Source organism: Undibacterium sp. Tian12W, from assembly GCF_049339405.1.
In the GTDB taxonomy this organism is placed as follows: Bacteria; Pseudomonadota; Gammaproteobacteria; order Burkholderiales; family Burkholderiaceae_D; genus Undibacterium.
Genome location: NZ_JBMPPK010000006.1, coordinates 1 through 23,511, shown reverse-complemented (window position 1 = coordinate 23,511; position 23,511 = coordinate 1). Strand labels below are relative to the sequence as shown.

Below are 23,511 nucleotides of genomic sequence, written 5' to 3'. Positions count from 1 at the left end.
GATTTGCCGGGTTATTCGAAATTACTCTTCGAGAGCAGCGATATCCGCAATGAATTTTTCCAGGAACATGCAGGTGCGGATTTGCAACGCCGCATCCTGAAAATTATTCTGGTCAAGCGAATCTCCCACAGCGTGTAACTGTGTTCTCATGGCGCTGTTCAACTCGCGCTCCAGTCTCAGTAGCGCAGCCTGATTATTATCCTTGCGCGCGTCATCAAAGGATTCGCGCCATTCCATCTGCTGCATTAAAAATGCACCAGGCATGGAGGTATTGGATTCTGTCTGTAAATCCACGCCCTGCAATTCACATAAATAGCGGGCGCGCTTCAAAGGTTTCTTCAGCGTCTGGTAGGCTTCATTGGCTCGCGTTGCCCATTGCATGGCAACGCGTTTTTCAGCTTCGCTGGCTTGCACGAACTTGTCCGGATGTACGCGATTTTGCACTTCGCGGTAAGCTGCATCCAATTGTCCCTGATCAAGCGCAAACTGCTGCGGCAACTGAAACAGCTCAAAATGATTCTGCATCTGCACCAGCCTTAAATCCTGAAGCTTTCGCCACAGCCACATTCGTCCTTGACGTTGGGATTGTAGAATTTAAAGCCTTCGTTCAAGCCTTCGCGCGCAAAATCCAGTTCAGTGCCGTCGATGTAAGGCAGGCTTTTTGGATCGACAAATACCTTGACACCATGGGATTCAAAAATCTGATCGTCGTTGCCGACTTCATCCACATACTCAAGCTTGTAGGCCATGCCCGAGCAGCCGGTTGTACGTACCCCAAAGCGCAGGCCTATGCCTTTGCCGCGACGTTCCATATAACGGGTCACATGTTTTGCCGCTTTTTCTGTGAGTGTGATAGCCATATTTATTCCAGTTTTTTGCTACTAAACTTTTGCCGTTGCTTTTTTTGAAACGAATCTTGAAGCTAATTTCAGACGATTTGTTCAGCGCTGTGCTTGTTTTTGTAATCCAGTACAGCAGCCTTGATCGCATCTTCCGCTAGGATGGAGCAGTGGATCTTGACTGGTGGCAGCGCCAGCTCTTCAGCAATAGCCGTGTTCTTGATTTCCAGTGCCTGGTCCAGTGTCTTGCCCTTGACCCATTCAGTCACCAGGGAAGAGGAGGCAATCGCAGAGCCGCAACCATAAGTCTTGAATTTTGCATCCTGGATGACGCCATCAGCGCCCACCTTGATTTGCAATTTCATGACGTCGCCACAAGCAGGTGCACCGACCATGCCTGTACCTACGGTGTCATCGCCTTTTTCAAAAGCGCCGACATTGCGGGGGTTTTCGTAGTGATCTAAAACTTTTTCAGAGTAAGCCATTTTGATGCTCCTTGATGTTTCTTAAATGCGTTTCTTAAATACGCTTGTTCAAATACGCATTCAAATTGAATTAATGCGCAGCCCACTGGATAGTGGAGATATCAATGCCGTCCTTGTACATATCCCAGAGCGGTGACAATTCACGCAACTTGGCAACCTTGGTTTTCAACAGGTCTATCGTAAAGTCGATATCTTCTTCTGTCGTAAAGCGGCCTATGGTAAAACGTATCGAGCTGTGCGCCAGTTCATCGCTACGGCCCAGTGCGCGCAATACATAAGAAGGTTCCAGGCTGGCAGAGGTACACGCAGAGCCGGATGATACTGCGATATCCTTGATCGCCATGATCAGGGATTCGCCTTCAACATAGTTGAAGCTGACATTCAGGTTGTGCGGTACACGGTGCTCCATGTCGCCATTGACATAAGTTTCTTCAATTTCTTGCAAGCCTTTTGCCAGACGGTCACGCATGGCGCGTACATGCGCTAGTTCGCTTTCCATTTCTTCTTTGGCGATACGGAAGGCTTCGCCCATACCGGCGATCTGGTGAGGCGCCAGCGTGCCAGAACGGAAACCGCGTTCATGACCACCACCGTGCATCTGTGCTTCCAGGCGTACGCGTGGTTTACGGCGAATATACAGAGCGCCTATGCCTTTCGGGCCATAGGATTTGTGGGCAGAGAAAGAGACCAGATCAACCTTGGTGTTTTCCAGATCGATATGCACCTTGCCAGTTGCCTGGGCAGCATCGGAATGGAAAACAATACCTTTTTCGCGGCACAGTTCGCCAATTTCAGCGATAGGCTGTATCACGCCAATCTCATTATTGACCCACATCACCGATACCAGGATGGTATCTGGACGTATGGCTTCTTTTAATTGTTCTATGGTGATCAGTCCATTATCACCTGGCTGCAGGTAGGTAGCTTCAAAACCCTGACGCTCCAGTTCACGCACGGTATCCAGCACAGCCTTGTGCTCGGTTTTTACTGTGATGATGTGCTTGCCCTTGGACTTGTAGAAGTTTGCTGCACCCTTGAGCGCCAGGTTATTGCTTTCTGTCGCACCGGAAGTCCAGATGATTTCACGCGGATCAGCATTGACCAGATTTGCCACTTGCGCACGCGCATCTTCCACCGCTTTTTCTGCATCCCAGCCATACATATGGCTGCGCGAAGCCGGATTGCCGTACTGCGCACGCAGGAAGGGAATCATCTTGTCAGCAACACGAGGATCAACTGGCGTCGTCGCCGAATAATCCATGTAAATAGGAAAGTGTGGTGACTTCAGTGTGTCCAGCAGGCTTTGTTCCAAAGGGGCGTTCATTCAAAACTCCAAATATTCAAGAGGCAATGTGGCTGGCATGCACATGATGCATGACGACAACATGATTTTCTGATGCTTTCTGTCTTTGCTGATTGACCAAATCCTGGAGTGAAACAGAATCCAGGTAATCGACCATTTTGGCGTTCAGCGTCGCCCACAGGTCGTGCGTCATGCAGTGCAGGCCATTTTCATGGTCGCTGCCATGACAATTGCCCTTGCCACCGCATTGCGTTGCATCAAGAGGCTCATCAACTGCGATGATAATATCGGCAACGGTGACATTCTGTGCCTTGCGGGCAAGATTATAGCCGCCGCCAGGTCCACGCACGGATTCAACGATTTCATGGCGACGCAGTTTTCCAAACAATTGCTCAAGATAGGACAGGGAAATGTCCTGACGCTGGCTAATGCCAGCCAGGGTTACAGGCCCTTTATCCTGGCGCAGGGCCAGGTCTATCATTGCCGTCACGGCAAAACGTCCTTTGGTGGTCAGTCGCATAGTTACTCCGGGATACTCCACGCAAGAAAAAGCTGAATGCCCTGAGTTGTTGAGCATTTTAGTCAAGTATAGCAAACTTGAGTAATCTTGTCAGGAATAGGCTTATAGTGAGGAGGGTGATGCCAGATGAGCTTTGCGCTCTGCTGTGTAATGCCACCAAGCCTGAGGTGGTTCGCCATCCATGAATTTTACTATGGAAATGAAAACGTCGTAGACACAGGGGTCATGCCTGACTTTGGTCAGCGCACAAAGTTCATCATACATCTGGTAGGGATTGCGTCCCTTGAGTTGCTTTGGCTCGGTAATTCCCAGCAGGTGCAAGTCAGCCACCGTCGCCTTGCCGACATTTGGCAGTTGCTCCAACTGTTTGATATCCTTGCAAGTGAGTGCTTTTTTCATAAGTCTTTTTATTCTTCTGGCTGCTTGGGTCGCTGAAGATGAAATTTTAAAACTAATTTCTGTTCCTATAAAGTCAAAGACCGCCAAAAGGCGGTCTTCTTAAAACTAATCAATTTGATCTGGATCAAATATTACATCAAATATCAAAGCTGATGCCTTGTGCTAAGGGCAATGAGTTGCTGTAATTGAAGGTATTTGTAGTGCGACGCATATAAGCTTTCCATGCATCAGAACCAGATTCACGGCCACCGCCAGTTTCTTTTTCACCACCAAATGCACCACCAATTTCTGCGCCAGAAGGGCCGATATTGACATTGGCAATACCGCAGTCGCTGCCAGCAGCAGAAACAAAGGTCTCAGCTTCGCGCATATCTGTCGTGAAGATCGAAGACGACAAGCCTTGCGGCACTTCATTATTCAAACTGATCGCTTGCTGTAAATCGCTATAACGTACGATGTACATGATAGGCGCAAAGGTTTCATGGTGCATGGATGCCGTCTGGGCTGGCATTTCTACCAGGGCCGGGCTGACATAAAAACCATTTTCATAGCCAGCGACAACTTTGCGTTCACCGCCAAATACTTGGCCTTGCTCTGATTTGGCAATTGCCAGCGCGCTTTGCATGGCATCGAAAGAACCGGCATCGATCAAGGGGCCAACCAGAGTCGTCTTTTCCAGAGGGTTGCCGACAGGCAGACCTGCGTAGATTTTCTTCAGGCGTGGCACCAGTGTGTCATAAATACTGTCATGCACGAACAGGCGGCGCAGGGTGGTGCAGCGCTGTCCGGCAGTACCTACTGCAGAAAAGGTGATGGCACGAACAGCCATTTCCAGGTCTGCACTAGGAGCAACGATCATGGCGTTATTGCCGCCGAGTTCAAGTATGGTGCGCGTCAGGCGCTTGGCGCAGACTTCGGCGACCTGGCGGCCCATGCGTGTGCTGCCAGTGGCGCTGACCAGGGCGATGCGCTTGTCTTCTACCATTTGTGCGCCAGTATCGCGTCCACCTATGATCAATTCTGCCAGACCAGCAGGGGCATCGCTGCCAAAGCGGGCGACTGCCTTCATGAACAGGGCGTGCGTAGCGATGGCTGTCAAGGGCGTTTTTTCAGATGGTTTCCAGGTCACGCTGTTGCCGCAGACAAAGGCCAGTGCTGCATTCCAGGCCCAGACGGCGACCGGGAAATTAAAAGCCGAGATCACGCCAACCACGCCAATCGGATGCCATTGTTCCATCATGCGATGACCAGGACGCTCAGAGGCGATAGTCAGGCCATACAACTGGCGCGACAGGCCAACGGCGAAATCGCAGATATCGATCATTTCCTGTACTTCGCCCAGGCCTTCTTGCAGGATTTTGCCCGCTTCCAGCGTTACCAGCTGACCCAGTGCCAGTTTGTGCGTGCGCAATTCTTCACCAAACAGGCGTACCAGTTCACCGCGACGTGGTGCTGGCACGTTGCGCCATTGTAAAAATGCGGCATGGGCGCGATCTACTCGCTGTTTGACTTCTGTTGCTGTATGGGCACGCAGGCTGGCCAGGTTTTTGCCATCTATAGGGGAAATGCTGTGTATGTCGCTACCCTGATAATCGCTCAAATTGATATCAAGCTCTTTCAGGATTGCTTGCAAAGTGGTGTTTTCCATCTTGTTTGCCTCGGTATGTTTTATAAAGGCAGGCTTTCTTTTGGAAAGCCTGCCTTCGTTAATGGATTCGTTTATTGGATGGGTTTAATGCCAGTGTCTATATTGTAGCGCTGGCAGCAATCTTGTGCCCAGTGCTGCATCGCCTCTGATTACGCGGAGTAGTATTGACCAAAGCGATTGGCCAGGAAATCAGCCAGTACAGCTTGTTCCTGACGTACCAGGCCATGTTGAGGCAATTTACCTGTCACCACCAGATCAACCATGGCGCAAATGCCGGAGGCTGTTGTCAATTGTATGGCGGACAATAGTTGACCATTGACTTGTTGCGCATAGATTTTCTTGGCATAGGATTCTTGCTCCAGGCGGCCATCACGCATGCCAACGACGCTGACAAACACCAGTACCACGTCTTGTTTGGTCATGGGTATCGCTGTTTCCATGACTTCTTTCAAAATTGGACGACGCTCCAGTTTGCCCAGTTGCAGGTCGCGTATCAACACTTTGACGATATCACGGTGACCAGGGTAGCGCACGGTTTTGTAATTCAGGTTTTGCACTTTACCTTCCAGACTTTCGCACAAAGTACCCAGGCCGCCGGAAGTATTGAAAGCCTCGTAATCTATGCCATCGAGAGAGAAATGCTCGATTTCTTCCAGTGCTGCGGTTTCGCGCAGTTGACCATCAACAATCGCTTCGCATGGGTTGCAATATTCATTGATCAGGCCGTCAGTGCTCCAGGTTAGGTTGTATTTCAATGCATTATTAGGGAAGGTGGGCAGGGCGCCGACGCGCATGCTGACATCACGCAAGGTTTCAAAACGCTTGGCTACATCATTGGCCACGATGGAAATAAAGCCTGGCGCCAGACCGCATTGTGGAACAAAGGCACAATCAGCACCTTCGGCCAGTTGTTTGACGATGCGTGTGCTTTCCACGTCTTCAGTCAAATCAAAATAATGCGAGTTGGCTTCACGTGCGGCGCCAGCAATGATGGGCGTCAAAAAGTAAGGGCAGGCAGACATGGTGACTTTATGGCCGCGTATCAACTCTGTCACTGCTGCTTTGTCGCCAAGGTCAGCCTGTACGATGCGGGTGTTAGGGAAGCCAGCCTGTTCTACATATTTCAGGCGTTCCGGGTCGCGGTCTGCAACGGTGATATGGTAATCGCCAGTATGGGACAGCAAATTGAGGATCGCATCGCCGATTTTGCCTGCGCCCAAAAGAATTAATTTAGTTGCCATCATAGTCTCCGTTATCTGATTGTTGTGGTTTGTAGTCGTTTCTTACGAAAAGGAAAATGTAAGATTGATATGGAAGTCTAGGGCTTAGTTTTGTCAGTTAATAGCAGCAAAGTTATCGTCATATTGTGTATTTGCGAGATAATATGACTAAATAATTGGACATAATGACGACATGAAACCTGATCTTGATGATATAGATGACAAAATCCTGGCCTTGCTCATGGACAATGCCCGCTTGCCCGTGACCAGCATCGCCAAATCGGTAGGCATAGCGCGGACGACAGTCATCGCCCGTATAGCAGCGCTGGAGAAGCGCGGTGTCATTGCCGGCTATGGTTTAAAGTTGAATCAAAAAATGGTGCAGCCTGCTGTCCGTGCTTATGTAGGCTTGTCGGTGGAGGCGCGTTATGCTGCAGGCCTGATCAAATATCTGCAGCAATTACCAGAAACTGAGACGCTATGCGCAGTCAGTGGTGCTATTGACTATATGCTGACCTTACGGTGCAGTAATACAGAAACGCTGGATAAACTACTTGATCAGATAGGTGCTCTGGATGGGGTCAGGCAGACTTCAACCTCAATCATACTGAGCAAGAGGATAGACCGCGGTGCACTGTAGCCGCTTGCGATGGAACCCCGGATGTCACGATGAAATCCGGGTTGTACAGGAAGTATTAAGTACTACTCGCTGACTTGGCTTGAGATTTTTTATCATCTGAAGCTGTTTTCTTGGTGGGCGCAGGAGCTGTTTGTGCATTGTCAGAAAAACGCTGGTTCGATTGCTGCAGTATTTGCAAGTGTACTGATGCGCGATCGACCCCGCTACGGTCTAGTTGCAAAGGTGCCGGTGCTGCCGGTGTCTGTGCCGGCGCTTCCTGCATTATCTCTGTCGTCTTGTCTTGCTCATCATGTTGAGTCGGAATGGAAGGCGCAAACATAAAATCCTGCGAAAAGGCAATGCCAGCCAGCAAAGTGGAAGACAGCAAACACAGGAAGATGGATTTTTTTAACATGATTGCCTGCAAATTAATAAGTGCTGCGTATATCAAAACAAATATCAAAACAAATATCACTCATCATTACAAACCAGGCAACATGGCAAATGTGCTAAATGCGGTGAGTGACTTTATGCTCATTTTTGCAAAAGTGCATCTTTTGGATAGCAGGGCTTAGACAAGCAATTGCGGTTTCTTGTGTACGCGCACTTTTGCCTGTTGAGTCTGTCTGTCGAGCTGGTCAAAAGCGAATTTTTCTTCTGCGCTGAGGCGTTTAGCCGCAATGAAGACGGTTTGCATCGTATTGCCAGTCTGTTCGATATCAAAAGCTATCTTTTGCTCTTCTGTCAGTCTTTGCGCTGTTATTGTGACTGTGGGGATACTTGTTTTTACAGCAAGTCTATTAATATATGTGGCCACTGGCACTATGGTAGCAGCAAATACGCAAATGGTTAAGAGTGTTAAATTGCTTTTCTTAATGATGTTCATTTTTTTCTCCCTGGTTTTCATTTGTTCTTGCGATGTGAGCACTTTAAGCAAGCTGCCCCCTGTCTGCCATGCGTTTGCGATGAAATGCAGAAAGTAAGGGATGAAATTCAAGAATTGAAACATGAGCAGTGAAGACTGCATTAAAAAAATCAGGTGATTTTTGCAATTTTCCGCAGGTGTGAGAGATACTGTAGCCCTGTCAGGAAACCAGGACTTGGAACCAGCATGCCAGCAAAACAGAACATAAAACAGCTATTGGCAGTACTTGGCATTGTGCCTGCGCTGGCGCATGCCCAGTTGCAGGCCTGGGGTGATTACCCTGCATTACCCAAGCAGGGGGCGACAGAGCAAAGCTCAACACTGACTGATCCTTACCGCTTTCTGGAGTCATTAAGCGACACGCAAGTCCGCTCCTGGATGAAAAAGCAGACGGACTTTAGTAATACCGTGCTGGCCCGCATCAGTGGGCGTGATGCATTGCTGAAGCGTCTCAAAGTCTTGCAGGCAACGGAATTTGGTGCGGGCAGGTTGATTGAGGTGCGTGGCATGCAGTTTTTTGCCCGCACGACGGCTGATAACCGACACCAACTATTCATGCGCAATGCTGCTACCAATGCTGAGCGCCTGTTATTACTAACCGAGTCTGGACAGAGTCTGGGATTTTTTACCCCATCTCTCGATGGCAGTCATGTGGCTGTTGATATCGTTAACGCCGGGCGCCAGCGGCATAGCCTGCGCATTATCAAAACCAGCGACGCTGGCATGTTAAAGGACAATCTCGATGCAATAGCCCCGGACAACAAGGAAGTAGCCTGGAAGTCTGACTCGACTGCGATTTATTATCGCAAGGCACCTGCCAAAACTGGTGCCGACCGCGGCGCAGTCTGGCAACATGTGCTGGGAAGCAAACTGGAAACAGATTTGCCGCTCATAGGTCCGGGTGTCAGCAAGAGTCGGCGATTTACCGCCACTGATGCGGTAGTAATTAAAAGTAGTCAAAATTCTCCTTACCTGTTGGCCGAGGTTCAACACGGACAGAGTCAGGATCGCAGTTTGTATCTTATCAAGCAAGATCAGCTAAAGGGCGCAGCAACTGCCTGGCAAAAATTGGCTTCACCCACAGACAAAATCAAAAATGCCTGGCTGGCAGGTGAGCAGCTTTATCTGCTCTCAACAAAAAAGAAAAATACGGGAGCGATCCTGAAGCTGGATTTAAAAATGCCACAATTGATTGCTGCGAAGGAGGTAGTTCCAGCTACTAGCGATGAGTTGCTGAACATGGTGGTCGCGAAAAATGCGCTGTACATGCATGTGGCTGAAGCTGGTTATAGCAAGCTCATCAAAACTGAGCTGGATGGCAGCAAAAAAGAAGAGCTGACTTTGCCTTATTCTGGCCGCATCAGTGAATTGAATGCAGATATAGACAGCGATGGTGCCTTGTTTATATTAGAGGCGGCGAATGCCGCGCCCTTGTCTTATCGCGCTCTGGCAGGCGGGCAAATCAGGAATGTAGAAGTTTTCCGTTCGCCGCAAGTTGGCTTTCATCGCATTGCCAGTAAAAACTTGAGCTTCACCAAGCCGGGCAGTAATAAGCAAATTGCACTGACGCTCTTATATCCGCAAGGCATGGAACTCGATGGCAAACATCCCTTATTGCTGACAATGGAAACTGGTACAGGTTTGTCGAAGCTGGCGAAATTCGACGCATTGCGCCTGGCCTGGCTGGAGCAGGATGCTGTGATGGCGATCGTCTATGTTCCTGCAAATGAGAATATCAAACAAAGAAGCGCTAATGCAGGGCTGGATGAATTTCTCGCTGCTGCTGACTATCTTGTGAGCGAGGCTTATACCAGTTCAGCCAAGCTGGTCACACAAGAGCCAACTCCAGGTAGACGCTGGCTGGCGCAAGCCATTAGCCGGCGTCCGGAGTTATTTGCTGCGGTACAAAGTGCAGCTTTGCAGTCTGAGTCAACAGGCACTGGTAAATCCAAAAAACTCACTGCGACAGACAAGTCCAGGCTTGCAAGTAGCAACCCCTACCTGGGCTTGCGTGATGGGCAGTCTTATCCTGCTGCCCTGATCTCTGCACGTTTTGGTCTTGCCGATGCACCGATTTGGATGAGCAGCAAATTCGTCGCACGTTTGCAGGCGGCAACTGTGAACAAGTCCAGACCTGTTTTATTTCGTACTGATTTCGCGAATGCGTGGAAGGCGGACGCTCTGGCCGAGCAGGCTGATAACTGGGCATTCCTGCTTTGGCAGACAGGGCAAAAAGGATTTTCTTTGCAGCCCTGATGTAGAGCTGCCATCAATTACTGCTTATGGTTAGTCCATATTTCTCAAATGTCACCCTGAGGCCACACTTGGGGTGATATTTTTTTGTCTATTTCATATTTATTATATTATATATAATTAAATTATGAAAATAGCAAATGTGTGGAGCTATGAATTATTTGCCTTTCCCCAAACCCCTGTTCTGTGTTTTTGCCCTATCTCTTTCCACCCTCACTGATCAGGCCAGTGCTGCTACTGAAACCATCATCAGTCCTCCAGTAGAAATTATAGGCATCACCGTCTTGCCTGGCACAGGTTTGAACAAGGAGCAAATCCCATCTGCTGTGCAAACTGTCAATAGCAAAGATATTGAGAAGAGCGGGGCACTGAATCTTTCTGACTTCTTCAACCGCTATCTGGGTAGCGTGCATGTCAATGATGTGCAGGGCAATCCTTTCATGAATGATGTGAACTACCGTGGTTACACCGCATCGTCATTATTGGGTACGCCGCAGGGATTATCTGTTTATCTGGATGGTGTACGCCTGAATCAGCCATTTGGTGACGTAGTGATGTGGGATTTGATTCCAAAGTCCGCTATTTCTTCCGTGACACTGATGTCGGGATCAAACCCTTTATTCGGTCTCAATACACTTGGGGGTGCTTTATCGCTGCAAACCAAAGATGGCAGGCATGATGCCGGCACCTCGCTGGAACTAGGCGCAGGTTCTTATGCGCGTCGTAATGTCAGCATTGAGCATGGTGGAACAAATCAACAAGGCCTGGACTGGTACTTTATCGCTAATAATTACCAGGAAGATGGCTGGAGGGATGCCTCTCCATCTAAGTTGAAGCAATTCTTTGGCAAGTTGGGCTGGCATGATACCAAAAGCGAACTCAAGCTTGGCTATGCATGGGCCAGCAGTGAGATGACCGGTAATGGATCGCAGGAGCAGCAGTTGCTGGATAGTCGCTATGCCAGTGTGTTCACCCTGCCAGATGTGACAAAAAACCGGGCCAGTTTCATCAATCTGGAAGCCAAAACAAATTTCGGTGACACCTTGCAATTATCCGCCAATGCCTACTATCGCAATACTCATACTGTTACTACGAATGGTGACCTGAATGAGGAGGCTCTTGGCGAGTCCCTGTATTACACCGGTCAAACGGCGGACAAGAACTGGTTGCTGGCGCATGGCTATAACCCTGTAATTGAAAGTAGCAACAGCAGGATAAGCTCTGCTTTCTCCTTCCCTAGTCTGCGCTGTATTGCCCAGGCGGGTACGAATGCTGAACCAAATGAAAAATGCACTGGCATTATTACCAATACCAATACCCGTCAGCAAAACTATGGCCTCAGTGCGCAATTGAGTTCACTAAGCAGAGCGCCTGGATATAGTAACCGGATTGTCTTCGGTGCTGCTTATGATGCCAGTCGCACCAGCTTTAATCAGGCTAGCCAGTTTGGTTACCTGAATCCTGATCGCAGCATCACGGCTGTCAATGCTTATGCAGATGGTACACAGAATTCTGAAAATGCTTTTGACCAGCGCGTCAATCTGGATGGGCAAACAATGACCTGGAGCCTGTTTGGTAGCGACACCCTGACGTTGGCAGATGCCTGGCATCTGACTGTGTCTGCCCGTTACAATAACACCAGCCTTAAAAATACTGACCGACTTTACCCCTATAACAATGCCACGACCAAGGGTGCTCAACGTGGTTCCCTGGATGGGGATCACGTCTTCAGGCGTTTTAATCCGGCTGTCGGTGTCAGCTATGTGGCAAGTCCGGCCACGAATATCTATGCAGCTTATAGCGAGAGCAGCAGGGCGCCAACCTCTATAGAGCTGGGTTGTGCTGACCCTGACTTTGGCTGCCGCTTGCCAAATTCCATGGCAGGCGACCCGGCATTGAAGCAGGTGATTTCCAAAACCTGGGAAGCTGGCCTGCGTGGTAAATTACCTGGCAAAATTGTATGGACTGCAGGTGTTTTCAGGGGTGTCAACGAAGATGACATCCTGTTCGTGGCCAATTCCGCTGCGACTGGTTATTTCAAGAACTTTGGACAAACCAGGCGGCAGGGGGTTGAGGCAGGTATTGCAAGCAGTCAGGATAATTTCAGTTATGGGCTGAACTACACCTGGATAAAGGCAAGCTACCAAAGTACAGACATCCTGGGTTCGCAAAATAACAGCCTTGCAAATGCTAGTGCCAATATCAGCGTCAAGCCCGGAGACCTGATACCGCTGATTCCGCAGCAAATTTTTAAAGCTCATGCAAATTATGAATTTAATGCACAAACCTCGGCAGGCATTGAAGTGCTAGGAGTAGGCAAGAGTTTTGTGCGGGGCAATGAAAACAATGCCCATGCACCTGATGGTCTGACAAATTTTGGGGCGGGTAATATGCCGGGGTATGCAGTCGTCAGCCTGTCTGCGAGTTACAGACCAAACCCGCAATGGAAATTGTCTGTCAATGTCAGCAATCTGTTTGATCAGCGTTATTACACGGCTGGACAGCTTGGCCCTTATGCCATCACCGCTAATGGTGGCTACAGCAATTCTGACGCCAAGGGGACGACTTTCTACACGCCCAGTGCGCCACGCATGATATGGCTGGGCGTGCGTTACAGTTTTGGGGGCAAGTCCAAGGAATGAAGCACTGTCGCAGTGCTTCATTTAAATTTGAGATATCAGCAGGCTGCGTAGTTGACGGTAACCACATGCACCGCCAGGCCACCCAATGAGGTTTCCTTGTATTTGGCCTGCATGTCAAAGCCAGTTGCGCGCATGGTTTCTATCACGTCATCGAGGCTGACATGATGTGTGCCGTCGCTGCGCAAAGATAATGACGCAGCCGTAATTGCCTTGACTGCCCCCATGCCATTGCGTTCTATACAAGGAATTTGTACCAGGCCACCAATAGGGTCACAAGTCATGCCCAGGTGATGTTCTATACCAATTTCAGCGGCTGATTCAATTTGTTCATTGGTGCCGCCCAAAGCGGCAGTCAGGCCAGCGGCAGCCATGGCGCATGCTACGCCGACTTCGCCCTGGCAACCAATTTCAGCGCCAGAAATAGAGGCATTGGTTTTGCATAGCATGCCTATGGCAGACGCTGCCAGCATGAAATTGCGTATGCCTTGTTCCGGGTGGCTGGGTTTGCAGTCTTCGGCGTAATAGCGCAGCACTGCCGGGATAATGCCAGCTGCGCCATTGGTAGGAGCTGTGACAACACGGCCACCAGCGGCATTTTCCTCATTTACTGCCATGGCATACAGGCTGACACGGTGCAAGCCATCATGTGGTAATACGTCGGCAGTTTCATTAGCAGCGCGCCATAATTTGGCAGCGCGGCGCTTGACGTGCAAACCGCCCGGTAATTCGCCCGATGTTTGCAGACCACGTGAAATACAGCCCTTCATGACTGCCCAGATTTTATCCAGGCCTGCATCCAGTTCTTCATCGGTGCAATACACATTTTCATTGGCACGCAACATATCCGTGATGGATAAGCCGGTACGCTTGCCATGGGCCAGCAGTTCTGCCATCGTCGCAAAAGGATAGGGCAGTGGTTTCTTGTCAGTGTTTTCAGAGCTATCAGTATTCGCGAGTTCTTCTGCCGAATAAATGAAGCCACCGCCAGTGGAGTAATAGACCTTTTCAAAACTGCTGCCGTCATTGCGGGTCAGTATGAACTTCATGCCATTCGGGTGGCCAGGCAATACTTCCTGCTTGAACCAAAGAATATCGGTGGCGGTATCGAACTTGACGGGGTATTCACCCAATAAATTCAATTTCCCTGAGGTTGCCAGGTTGGCGAGTTTTTCATCGACGCTTTCAGGCACCACGTCCTGCGGGGTTTCACCCATCAAACCCAGCAAGGCTGCTTTGTCAGTCGCATGACCATGACCTGTCAAGGCGAGGGATCCATATAAAGCTACCTGTATTTTGACAGCTTTGTAGAGATCGGCAGATTCAAGTAAAAAACGTCGGGCAGCCAACATGGGGCCTACCGTATGGGAACTGGACGGACCCACGCCTATTTTAAATAATTCGAATACACGCATGTCCATCAATTCACCTCTTTTTTACTTGTCTCTGATAATTATTTATGCAGCCTGGTTCAACTCCTTCAACTTCTTTTGATCGACACGAATATTCTTCAGCATGTCTTCCACCAGTTGTTGCAGGCCTACTTGTGCTTGCCAGCCCCAGTCTGCTCGCGCCACTGTGTCATCCAGACTCTGTGGCCAGGATGCGGCGATTGCCTGACGGCTGTCAGGCGCGTAGTGTATGTCAAATGCAGGCAAATTTTGTTTGATTGCAAACGCTAATTCCCGTGGATTAAAGCTTAAACCTGCAACATTGTAAGAAGAACGTATAGAAAGTTTGGCTGCTGGTGCATCCATCAATGAAATGGTGGCGCGTATCGCATCAGGCATGTAGATCATGGGTAAACTAGTCTCTGACTCCAGGAAGCATTCATAGGTTTCGCCACGCAGCGCTGAATGGAAAATGGCAATTGCATAGTCCGTAGTGCCGCCGCCAGGAGGGGACTTGTAGCTGATGATGCCAGGGTAACGTATGCTGCGGACATCAACGCCATATTTTTGAAAGTAATATTCGCATAGTCGTTCGCCTGCCAGTTTGCTGATACCGTAGATGGTGCTTGGGTCCATCACTGTGTATTGTGGCGTATTGACTGGCGGCGTGTTCGGGCCGAATGCAGCAATCGATGATGGCCAGAATACTTTCAGGGGTTTGCCAGCTTCATTGCGAATACGCGCCAGTTCAAGGATATTGAGCAGGCCATCCATGTTCAAGGTCCAGGCTTTCAATGGTGCTTGTTCGCCCGTAGCTGACAGCATGGCTGCCAGTTGATAGACCTGGGTAATGTCGTATTGAGCAACGACTTGCGCCAGTCTTTCTGTATTCAATACATCAATGACTTCATAGATTTTTGCACCATACAGGCTCTCTGGCCTGATGTCGGCAGCGATGACATTATCTGCGCCATGCTGGTTTGCCAGTGCTTCTACCAATTCACTGCCGATCTGGCCGTTGGCACCGATCACTAATATGCGTTCCATGGATATCCCTTACTTAATGATGTTTAATTCGCGGCCAGCCTGCGCAAATGCAGCCAGAGCAGTATTCAATTGTTCAGTCGTATGTGCGGCAGACAGTTGTACGCGCACGCGGGCCTGGCCCATGGGTACGACTGGGTAAAAGAAGCCGGTTACCAGTACACCAAGTTCATACAGGCGTGCAGCAAATTTTTGCGCAACCGGCGCGTCAAACAGCATGACGGGCACGACAGGATGGGTGCCGGGTTTGATGGTAAAGCCCAAAGCTTCAATTTCACGACGGAAGTGTGCCGTATTCACATGCAGGCGGTCGCGTAGTTCGGTGGAACTGGACAGACGTTCCAGGACAGACAGAGAGGCGCCGGCTATCGACGGTGCCAGGGTATTGGAAAACAGGTAAGGGCGGGATTTTTGACGCAGAGTGTCGATGACTTCCTTACGTGCCGCGGTGAAACCACCCATGGCGCCACCCAGTGCTTTGCCCAAAGTGCCTGTAATAATATCTATACGGCCCAGGACATTGTGATGCTCATGGGTGCCGCGACCCGTTGCGCCCATGAAGCCTGATGCATGACATTCATCGATCATGACCAATGCATCATATTTGTCGGCCAGGTCACAAATCTTGTCGAGCTGGGCGATCGTGCCATCCATGGAGAAAACGCCGTCAGTCACGATGATGCGGTGACGCTTGTCAGCAGCGGCGATCAATTGTTTTTCCAGATCTGCCATATCGTTATGGACATAACGGAAACGTGCTGCCTTGCACAGGCGTATACCATCTATGATGGAGGCATGATTCAGCGCATCAGAGATGATGGCGTCATTTTCATCAAACAAGGGCTCAAATACGCCGCCATTGGCATCAAATGCGGCTGCGTACAGGATGCAATCTTCTGTGCCGAGAAAGCTCGACAATGCTTTTTCCAGTTGCTTGTGTACAGTTTGTGTACCGCAGATAAAACGTACAGAGGACAGGCCATAACCATATTGCTCAGTCGCCGCAATGGATGCCTGCACCATGGATTCATCACCAGACAAGCCCAGGTAATTGTTTGCGCACAAATTGATGAGCTTGCGGCCATCATCGCAAGTGACTTCAGAACCCTGGCGCGAGGCGATCACACGTTCTGGCTTGTAAAGACCTTGTTCGCGCAAATTGTCCAGATTGCCAGCTAAATTGCTGATGAAGTTTGTCCTGGAAGTGTTCTGGCTCATGATGTCCCCTGATTATTATTTACTGTTGTGTTGCTGTGCGGATTGATTGTTTTCAGATAGTTATTGCTTAATCACTGGCAATTTCATGCTTGCATATCAATCGCACTGTTACACTATTGTTAGAAATTTCTAAAATGATTGAATAATTCAATATCTAGAACTAAAGTTCGATATATCGAATATTAAGCTAGCTTTTTTACTGATGCAAGAGTCTCTATGAAAAAAGTTTTACCCAATACACCGCCAGAAGTGGGCGCGACTTTGCAAAAAATGCGTCTGGAACGCGGCCTGACGCTGGAAGATTTGTCGCGTACCGCTGGCGTGTCAAAGTCCATGCTGTCCCAAATAGAAAGAGAAAAGGCTAATCCCACTATAGCCGTTGCATGGCGATTGGCAAATGCTCTGGGTGTCAGTATCGCGGAGCTGTTGTCATCAGAATCACCTAAGCCAGACGCGATACGGGTATTGGAATCGCATGAAACGCCCACCTTGCCGGGTGAACACGCAGGCTATATCCTGCGCATACTTGGCCCTATGGAACTGGCGGGTAAATATGAATGGTATGAGCTGACGCTGGCACCCGGCGGCGCACTGGTGTCGAATTCCCATGATCCCGGGGCATCCGAGCATCTGACTTTGCTGCATGGCAGTGTTGAGGTGGAAGTCGATGGTGTATGCAAAAAATTGAAGCTGGGCGCAACTGCACGTTATAACGCCGACAAGAATCATGCTATACGCAACTTGGGTAAGACCGAGGCAAAGGCTTTGCTGGTAGTGATCCATCGATAGCGCTCAACAGCCATGCTGAAGCATGGATTCTGGTAACATTTGGATTGAAAACTTGTTCACCACATAATATTTTGCCATTTGGCTGCAATAATGTTGGTCGTATCAAGCCTTGGTAGCGTGGAGATTAAGCAGTATGAGTAAGAACGAAACAATCAAAGTCTATAATCGGCCAGCAGGTGGCTGGGGTGCATTGAAAAGTGTTGCCCAGCAAATCATAGAACAAGGCATACCTGGCAAAGGGGCATTGACCCTGTTGTCCGCCAACCAACCAGATGGTTTTGACTGCCCTGGTTGCGCCTGGCCAGATGCAGATCACACATCGACCTTTGAATTTTGTGAAAATGGTGCCAAGGCTGTGGCGGCTGAATCGACAGCACGCCGCGCCACACCAGAACTGATCGCCAGTTTGACGGTAAGTGAACTGACAGAAAAATCTGATCACTGGCTGGAAGCGCAGGGACGTTTGACCCAACCCATGCAATATGAGCGCGCCAGTGACAAATACAAAGTCATTAGCTGGGATCAGGCTTTTGAGTTGATCGCAACACGCCTGAATGCCTTGCCAACACCTGATGATGCCATTTTCTATACCTCAGGCCGTACCAGTAATGAGGCTGCTTTTCTGTACCAGCTATTTGTACGTGAATTTGGCACCAATAATTTTCCTGATTGCTCAAACATGTGCCATGAGCCTTCTGGCTTTGCCATGCGTGAAGCGATAGGTGTGGGTAAGGGGACGGTATTGCTGTCTGACTTCCAGATTGCCGATGCGATTTTGATTTTTGGTCAAAACCCCGGTACCAATCACCCGCGCATGTTGGGCGAGTTGCGTTCTGCCGCCAAGCGTGGCGCTGCCATTGTCTCTTTCAATCCCTTGCGTGAGCGCGGCCTGGAAAAATTCCAGAACCCGCAAAATGCGCTGGATATGCTGACAGATCAGTCTTCGACTATTTCATCTGATTATTTTCAGTTGAAAATTGGCGGGGATCTGGCAACCGTCAAAGGCATGATCAAATGTGTGCTGGAAGCGGATCAACTGGCGCAGGCAGAAGGGCGCGCCAGAGTTATCGATACAGATTTCATCGCAGAGCACACGGCCAATTTTGAGCAATTCGCTGCCGAGGCACTGGCAGAATCCTGGGATGTCATTATCCGTGAATCCGGTCTCGACAGGACGCAGATACAGCGTGCGGCTGATACCTATATGGGTGCTGGCAAAGTGATCGCCTGCTGGGGCATGGGCATCACCCAGCACAAGCATTCTGTGGCTACCATACAAATGATTGTCAACCTCTTGCTCTTGCGTGGCAATATCGGTCGTCCTGGTGCAGGCCCATGTCCAGTGCGTGGTCACAGTAATGTGCAAGGCGACCGCACCATGGGCATCATAGAAAAACCGAAACAGGCATTTCTTGAACGTTTGGGGCAGGTATTTGATTTTACGCCGCCGCAAAAACATGGTCATGATACCGTGGGTGCTATTGAGGCGATGTTGAGGGAAGGCGGTAAAGTGTTTTTTGGCATGGGCGGGAATTTTGCCACTGCTACGCCGGATACAGAAGTCACCCACAAAGCCCTGAAAAATTGCGCATTGACCGTGCATGTGACTACCAAGCTCAACCGCAGTCACTTGATTTGCGGTCATGAAGCGATCATCCTGCCTTGCCTTGGCCGTACAGAAATAGATATTCAAGAGACTGGCCCGCAGGCGGTGACAGTGGAAGATTCCATGAGCATGGTGCATCTGTCATCTGGTATCAATCCGCCAGCTTCTACAGATTTACTGTCTGAAGTGGCCATAGTTGCGCGTCTGGCGCAAGCTACCCTGAAAGACAGTAGCAAAACACCTTGGGCCTGGTTACTGGCTGACTATAGCCGCATACGTGACAAAATTGCCGCCGTGTTTGATGATTTTGCTGATTTCAATGCACGCGTCAAAGTGCCGGGTGGCTTTCATTTGCGTAATACTGCCGCTGAAAGGCTATGGGTAACGGCAACTAACAAAGCTAATTTCAATACTCATGCTGTCCCGGTTGATTTGCCTATTCATCAGGCGCGCAGGAACAGGCAATCCCCTGTTTTCAATCTGGCTACCATGCGTTCGCATGATCAATACAACACGACTATCTATGGCATGAATGACCGCTACCGTGGCGTATTCGGTGAACGTCGTGTGCTGTTCATAGGTCAGGAAGATATCAATGCTCTGGGCATGCAGGCTGGTGACTGGGTGGATATGGAAAGTCTGTGTGACGACGGTGTAAAGCGTCAGGCAAAACGTTTCATGCTGGTGGCCTACAATATTCCCCAGGGTTGCCTGGCAGCCTACTTCCCAGAGACGAATGGCTTGGTAGCTTTATCAAGTTTCGCTGATCATGCACGTACGCCGACATCCAAATCTATACCTGTGATCATCCACGCGCATCAAGCTTTGGTTTAGTGTGGGTTTCAATGGAATCGCTTAATTATTCGCGGGATCAACTCAGTCATGCCTTGATGGCAGAACTGGCACAGCATGCCGAAGCTTTGTCATTGCCACGTCTGTGCAAAAAGCTGGGGGTACGACAAAGTACTTTGCTGCGTTGCATTGCTTATCTGGGTCAAGAATCTATCGGTCAGCACAAAGGGGCAGGGTGGGTTCATTTGCAACAGGATGGTGACCGTAGTTTGCTGAGCCTGACTGAAGAAGGCCGGCGTGTTTGCGAATCGACAGCGAGCCAGTCAGATGGTGAGCCTGAGATGCAGATAGGCGTCGTCAGTCGCAAGGTACAAAGACATGCTTTTTCAAACCAGGTTGCTGAGGAGTTGATAGACCAGATTGCACAGGAAGTGCCGGTTGCGCTGGTCTATAACGGTATCTCACATGCAGTCATGCTGGCAACTCCTCTTGATCTGGAAGACTTTGCGCTAGGTTTCAGCCTGTCTGAAGCCATAGTTGATGATGCCAGTGAAATCTATGACATGGAATGCCAGTCAAATCCAGAAATGCAGGGCATAGAGGTGCAAATGCAGATATCCGCACCGAGATTTGCTGCGTTAAAAGAGCGTCGCCGTCATCTTGCAGGTAATACTGGTTGTGGTTTATGTGGCAAAGATAGTTTGCAGGCTTTGCAACTGCATCTCCCGGCGATCAAGACCGAAGCTATTCAACAATTATCCAAAGCCAGTTTATCAAAGGCACTGGAGGGCTTGAGTTCTTTGCAGGCCATTAATTTGCAAACGGGGGCTGTGCATGCTGCGGCCTGGGTTGATATGCAAGGGGAAATACTGGTGTTGCGTGAAGACGTAGGCCGGCATAATGCTCTGGATAAATTGCTTGGTGCTTTAGCAATTGCAAAAGTAAAAACCAAATTGCAAGTTGAAGGTTTCGTCCTTATGAGTAGCCGGCTTAGTTATGAGCTGGTACAAAAAGCAGCACGCTCCAATATTGCTATTTTAGCCGCATTATCGGCACCAACTGCGCTTGCCATTGATCTTGCTGAGCAAGCGGGGATTTGCCTGATCGGCTTTGTACGGCAACATGGTTACGTGGTTTACACGCATCCAGAAAGACTGCTGGCCGAATGAAGCAGGGATGAAATTGGATTTTTACCAAATTTACACAGGTTTTAGGCCTGTAAGAAAGTTATAATAGGAAGAATATTCGTTCTTTCCTTCCAATCAATTTTTCTTCATCCTGTCGACTTATGCAATACGCTTCAACACGCGGGCATACCGCAGCACAAAATTTCTCGGAAATTCTCTTAGGCGGCCTGGCTCCCGATGGTGGCCTTTATTTGCCAACAACCTACCCGCAGGTAACTGATGTAGAACTCGATGCGTGGCGCAAGTTGTCTTACGCCGGGTTGGCGTTTGAAGTCTTGAAAAAATTTGCTACAGATATTCCCGAGGCTGATTTAAGGGCGCTGGCAGAAAAAACTTATACGTCAGATGTCTATAAAAATGCCCGCAGTGATGAGTCTACAGCACAAATTACACCCTTGCGTGTATTGCAAGACAAGGATGGCCGCAAGCTGGTTTTGCAAGCCTTGTCGAATGGCCCAACCCTTGCCTTTAAGGACATGGCCATGCAATTGCTGGGTAACTTGTTTGAATACACCTTGGCCAAGAATGATGCAGAGCTGAATATCTTTGGCGCCACTTCTGGCGACACTGGCAGCGCTGCTGAATATGCGATGCGCGGCAAGAAGGGCATACGTGTTTTCATGCTGTCCCCGCATAATAAAATGAGCGCCTTTCAGACTGCCCAGATGTTCAGCCTGCAAGACCCGAATATTTTCAATATCGCTGTCGAAGGCGTGTTTGATGATTGCCAGGACATGGTCAAGGCTGTGTCAAATGATCTGGAATTCAAAAATCGCCAAAAAATAGGTACGGTCAATTCGATTAACTGGGCACGTGTGGTAGCGCAGGTGGTGTATTACTTCCGTGGTTACCTGAGCGCGACCACCAGCAATGAACAAAAAGTTTCATTCACTGTGCCGTCTGGTAATTTCGGTAATATCTGCGCCGGCCATATTGCCCGCATGATGGGTTTGCCTATCGATAAGCTGGTCGTAGCGACCAATGAAAACGATGTGCTGGATGAATTTTTCCGCACAGGCATTTATCGCGTGCGCAAATCAGCAGAAACCTGGCATACCACCAGCCCATCGATGGATATATCCAAGGCGTCGAATTTTGAACGTTTTATCTACGACTTGCTGGATAGGGACGCTACCCGTGTTGCTGCCTTGTTCAAGAAAGTTGAAACCGAAGGTGGCTTTGATTTGTCAGGCAGACCAGGCAGTGATGGCGATGAATTCAACAAGATTGCCAAGTTTGGTTTTGTATCAGGCAAATCTGTACATGCAGACCGCTTGCAAACCATACGCCAGGTAGAGAAAGAATTCAACATCACTATTGATACGCATACTGCCGATGGCATCAAAGTCGCATTTGAGCACCTGCAAGAGGGCGTGCCTATGGTCGTACTGGAAACAGCCTTGCCAGCCAAATTCAATGAAACGATCAAAGAGGCATTGGATCGCGATGCTGAGCGCCCGGCTGGCTTTGAAAACATAGAGGCGCTGCCGCAACGATTTGAAGTCATGACTGCCGATGTTAATGCGATGAAGGCCTATATCGCAAAAAATACCGGTCTGTAATGAAAGTGTTCTGGTCGCGGTATCCATAAAAAACATCCAACAAACACCCAATAAAAAAACCGCGTGATGCGGTTTTTTTATTGGGTGTTTGTTGTGTATTCATTAAGCGCTGGATAAGCAATTCAATATTACTTATTGCAGCTAATCTTTTGCATGAGAAAATCGATTCCTTTTTCCTGATCTTTCATCTTGCCCTCTATGCGTCCTAGCAAACTGCCGTCTGCATTTAATTGATAGATGACGCGCTGAGGGAATTCAGGCCTGGGGTTTTCAAAAACCACTCTTTGCTTGTCCAATGACAGTAATTGAAAACTGGCTTCTGGTTTACCCGAGGGGAGGGCAGTAAAAACCAGGCTATCTGCATTTTCTTGTATGCGCATGAATTCCCATGCGACGGTTTTTGATTTGCGCACTGTACGACCCATGCCCAGTATGGAGCCGCCTGCCGGTGCCAGCCAGTGTTCTTCCGAACCAGCTTCTGCACCTGCTGCCTGCCAGCAGCCTTGCAGCCATTGCACATCTTGTATGCTATTCGCAGCCCAACTTGTATTTGCAGATAATAATATCGCGCCAGCAACTGCCATTAATTTCAAACGCATGTTTCCCCCTTTGAAGGTGATGTGGCTTAGTCATAGTCGTTTAATTTTAGTATATACCTATGAGAAATTTTTTTATTTGGAAAAAAGTATGTGGAAATTAAAGTGTGATTATCAGAGGTACAAATAAGTCATGGAATTCGATGGAAATGAAGTAAATATCTGTAACATTGTGACTTAATGTGACTGACGTCACATTGAAAAATAATGTCACATGCTAATCTGCGTTCGCAAATTAATAAGATCCCCCGCATCTATTTATTTAATGCTTTAAACGGTTGAAGACAGGGATCGTACATTTTTAATATTAACAATAACCAAACAGGACACTTAAATGGCCAACACATCAGCTGATATCCAAAAGCTTTACATCGCATACTTCAACCGCCCAGCAGACCCAAATGGTCTGGCTTACTGGATGGCTCAAGGTTTCACACTGAACCAAATCGCCGACAGCTTCTCCAAACAAGCAGAAT

The 23,511-nt window shown here is 49.0% G+C and carries 21 protein-coding genes; 7 read left to right on the top strand and 14 right to left on the bottom strand.

Going from position 1 to position 23,511, the window contains the following annotated elements:
* Positions 1–21 precede the first annotated feature (21 nt).
* From hscB to ACO0LI_RS08860, 8 genes are all read right to left on the bottom strand, one after another.
* Complete coding sequence (gene hscB / locus ACO0LI_RS08895) at positions 22–525, bottom strand: Fe-S protein assembly co-chaperone HscB (protein WP_422970741.1); 504 nt, start codon at positions 523–525, stop codon at positions 22–24.
* 11 nt (positions 526–536) lie between these two features.
* Entirely contained in the window at positions 537–860 is a 324-nt protein-coding gene (gene iscA / locus ACO0LI_RS08890; RefSeq protein ID WP_110253627.1) for an iron-sulfur cluster assembly protein IscA, read from the bottom strand.
* A gap of 68 nt (positions 861–928) precedes the next feature.
* Positions 929–1,324: a Fe-S cluster assembly scaffold IscU gene (gene iscU, locus ACO0LI_RS08885; RefSeq protein WP_423032313.1), complete on the bottom strand. Its 396-nt coding sequence runs from the start codon at positions 1,322–1,324 to the stop codon at positions 929–931.
* A gap of 70 nt (positions 1,325–1,394) precedes the next feature.
* Positions 1,395–2,648 carry an IscS subfamily cysteine desulfurase gene (locus tag ACO0LI_RS08880; RefSeq protein ID WP_423032312.1) on the bottom strand — a complete coding sequence of 418 codons (1,254 nt, stop codon included), beginning with the start codon at positions 2,646–2,648 and terminating at the stop codon, positions 1,395–1,397.
* A 16-nt stretch (positions 2,649–2,664) separates the two neighbouring features.
* Positions 2,665–3,147 (bottom strand): Fe-S cluster assembly transcriptional regulator IscR, encoded by a 483-nt coding sequence (iscR, locus tag ACO0LI_RS08875; RefSeq protein WP_422970744.1) that lies wholly within the window; start codon positions 3,145–3,147, stop codon positions 2,665–2,667.
* A 102-nt stretch (positions 3,148–3,249) separates the two neighbouring features.
* Entirely contained in the window at positions 3,250–3,546 is a 297-nt protein-coding gene (locus tag ACO0LI_RS08870) for a helix-hairpin-helix domain-containing protein (RefSeq protein WP_423032311.1), read from the bottom strand.
* A gap of 136 nt (positions 3,547–3,682) precedes the next feature.
* Positions 3,683–5,194, bottom strand: coding sequence for an aldehyde dehydrogenase family protein (locus tag ACO0LI_RS08865; RefSeq protein WP_423032310.1), 1,512 nt, complete (start codon positions 5,192–5,194; stop codon positions 3,683–3,685).
* Positions 5,195–5,343: 149 nt separating this feature from the next.
* The gene (locus ACO0LI_RS08860; RefSeq protein WP_422952620.1) at positions 5,344–6,435 is read right to left on the bottom strand and encodes a saccharopine dehydrogenase C-terminal domain-containing protein; all 1,092 of its coding nucleotides are present in this window, start codon (positions 6,433–6,435) and stop codon (positions 5,344–5,346) included.
* 172 nt (positions 6,436–6,607) lie between these two features.
* On the opposite strand from ACO0LI_RS08860, the gene ACO0LI_RS08855 reads away from it, so the two are divergent.
* The gene (locus tag ACO0LI_RS08855) at positions 6,608–7,054 is read left to right on the top strand and encodes an Lrp/AsnC family transcriptional regulator (protein ID WP_423032309.1); all 447 of its coding nucleotides are present in this window, start codon (positions 6,608–6,610) and stop codon (positions 7,052–7,054) included.
* Positions 7,055–7,109: 55 nt separating this feature from the next.
* On the opposite strand, the gene ACO0LI_RS08850 is transcribed toward ACO0LI_RS08855, so the two are convergent.
* Together ACO0LI_RS08850 and ACO0LI_RS08845 are read right to left on the bottom strand one after the other, a co-directional pair.
* Positions 7,110–7,448 (bottom strand): hypothetical protein, encoded by a 339-nt coding sequence (locus ACO0LI_RS08850; RefSeq protein ID WP_422952619.1) that lies wholly within the window; start codon positions 7,446–7,448, stop codon positions 7,110–7,112.
* A 156-nt stretch (positions 7,449–7,604) separates the two neighbouring features.
* The gene (locus ACO0LI_RS08845) at positions 7,605–7,919 is read right to left on the bottom strand and encodes a hypothetical protein (protein ID WP_423032308.1); all 315 of its coding nucleotides are present in this window, start codon (positions 7,917–7,919) and stop codon (positions 7,605–7,607) included.
* Positions 7,920–8,144: 225 nt separating this feature from the next.
* Between ACO0LI_RS08845 and ACO0LI_RS08840 the strand changes: the two genes are divergently transcribed.
* Both ACO0LI_RS08840 and ACO0LI_RS08835 read left to right on the top strand, forming a co-directional pair.
* A complete protein-coding gene (locus ACO0LI_RS08840; RefSeq protein WP_423032307.1) occupies positions 8,145–10,214 on the top strand; it encodes a hypothetical protein in 2,070 nt (689 codons plus the stop codon).
* Positions 10,215–10,363: 149 nt separating this feature from the next.
* A complete protein-coding gene (locus ACO0LI_RS08835) occupies positions 10,364–12,853 on the top strand; it encodes a TonB-dependent receptor domain-containing protein (RefSeq protein WP_423032306.1) in 2,490 nt (829 codons plus the stop codon).
* Positions 12,854–12,888: 35 nt separating this feature from the next.
* Here ACO0LI_RS08835 and ACO0LI_RS08830 read toward each other — a convergent pair whose 3' ends face one another.
* From ACO0LI_RS08830 to kbl, 3 genes are read right to left on the bottom strand one after another with little or no spacing between them, the layout of a single operon-like run.
* On the bottom strand, positions 12,889–14,271 hold the full coding sequence (locus ACO0LI_RS08830; protein WP_423032305.1) for an L-serine ammonia-lyase: 1,383 nt from the start codon (positions 14,269–14,271) through the stop codon (positions 12,889–12,891).
* A 36-nt stretch (positions 14,272–14,307) separates the two neighbouring features.
* The gene (locus ACO0LI_RS08825; RefSeq protein ID WP_423032304.1) at positions 14,308–15,288 is read right to left on the bottom strand and encodes an NAD-dependent epimerase/dehydratase family protein; all 981 of its coding nucleotides are present in this window, start codon (positions 15,286–15,288) and stop codon (positions 14,308–14,310) included.
* 9 nt (positions 15,289–15,297) lie between these two features.
* Positions 15,298–16,503 (bottom strand): glycine C-acetyltransferase, encoded by a 1,206-nt coding sequence (gene kbl / locus ACO0LI_RS08820; protein WP_423032303.1) that lies wholly within the window; start codon positions 16,501–16,503, stop codon positions 15,298–15,300.
* Positions 16,504–16,719: 216 nt separating this feature from the next.
* Here kbl and ACO0LI_RS08815 point away from each other — a divergent pair, with 216 nt between their 5' ends.
* The 4 genes from ACO0LI_RS08815 (at position 16,720) to thrC (ending at position 22,439) form a co-directional block, all read left to right on the top strand.
* Positions 16,720–17,292: a helix-turn-helix domain-containing protein gene (locus ACO0LI_RS08815; RefSeq protein ID WP_423032302.1), complete on the top strand. Its 573-nt coding sequence runs from the start codon at positions 16,720–16,722 to the stop codon at positions 17,290–17,292.
* A 133-nt stretch (positions 17,293–17,425) separates the two neighbouring features.
* A complete protein-coding gene (locus ACO0LI_RS08810) occupies positions 17,426–19,732 on the top strand; it encodes an FdhF/YdeP family oxidoreductase (RefSeq protein ID WP_423032301.1) in 2,307 nt (768 codons plus the stop codon).
* 11 nt (positions 19,733–19,743) lie between these two features.
* Entirely contained in the window at positions 19,744–20,859 is a 1,116-nt protein-coding gene (gene fdhD, locus ACO0LI_RS08805; RefSeq protein WP_423032300.1) for a formate dehydrogenase accessory sulfurtransferase FdhD, read from the top strand.
* A 119-nt stretch (positions 20,860–20,978) separates the two neighbouring features.
* Positions 20,979–22,439 (top strand): threonine synthase, encoded by a 1,461-nt coding sequence (thrC, locus tag ACO0LI_RS08800; RefSeq protein ID WP_423032299.1) that lies wholly within the window; start codon positions 20,979–20,981, stop codon positions 22,437–22,439.
* Positions 22,440–22,567: 128 nt separating this feature from the next.
* Here the strand turns inward: thrC and ACO0LI_RS08795 are convergent, their stop codons facing one another.
* Positions 22,568–23,038 (bottom strand): DUF6265 family protein, encoded by a 471-nt coding sequence (locus ACO0LI_RS08795; RefSeq protein WP_423032298.1) that lies wholly within the window; start codon positions 23,036–23,038, stop codon positions 22,568–22,570.
* Between the last annotated feature and the right edge of the window lie 473 nt (positions 23,039–23,511).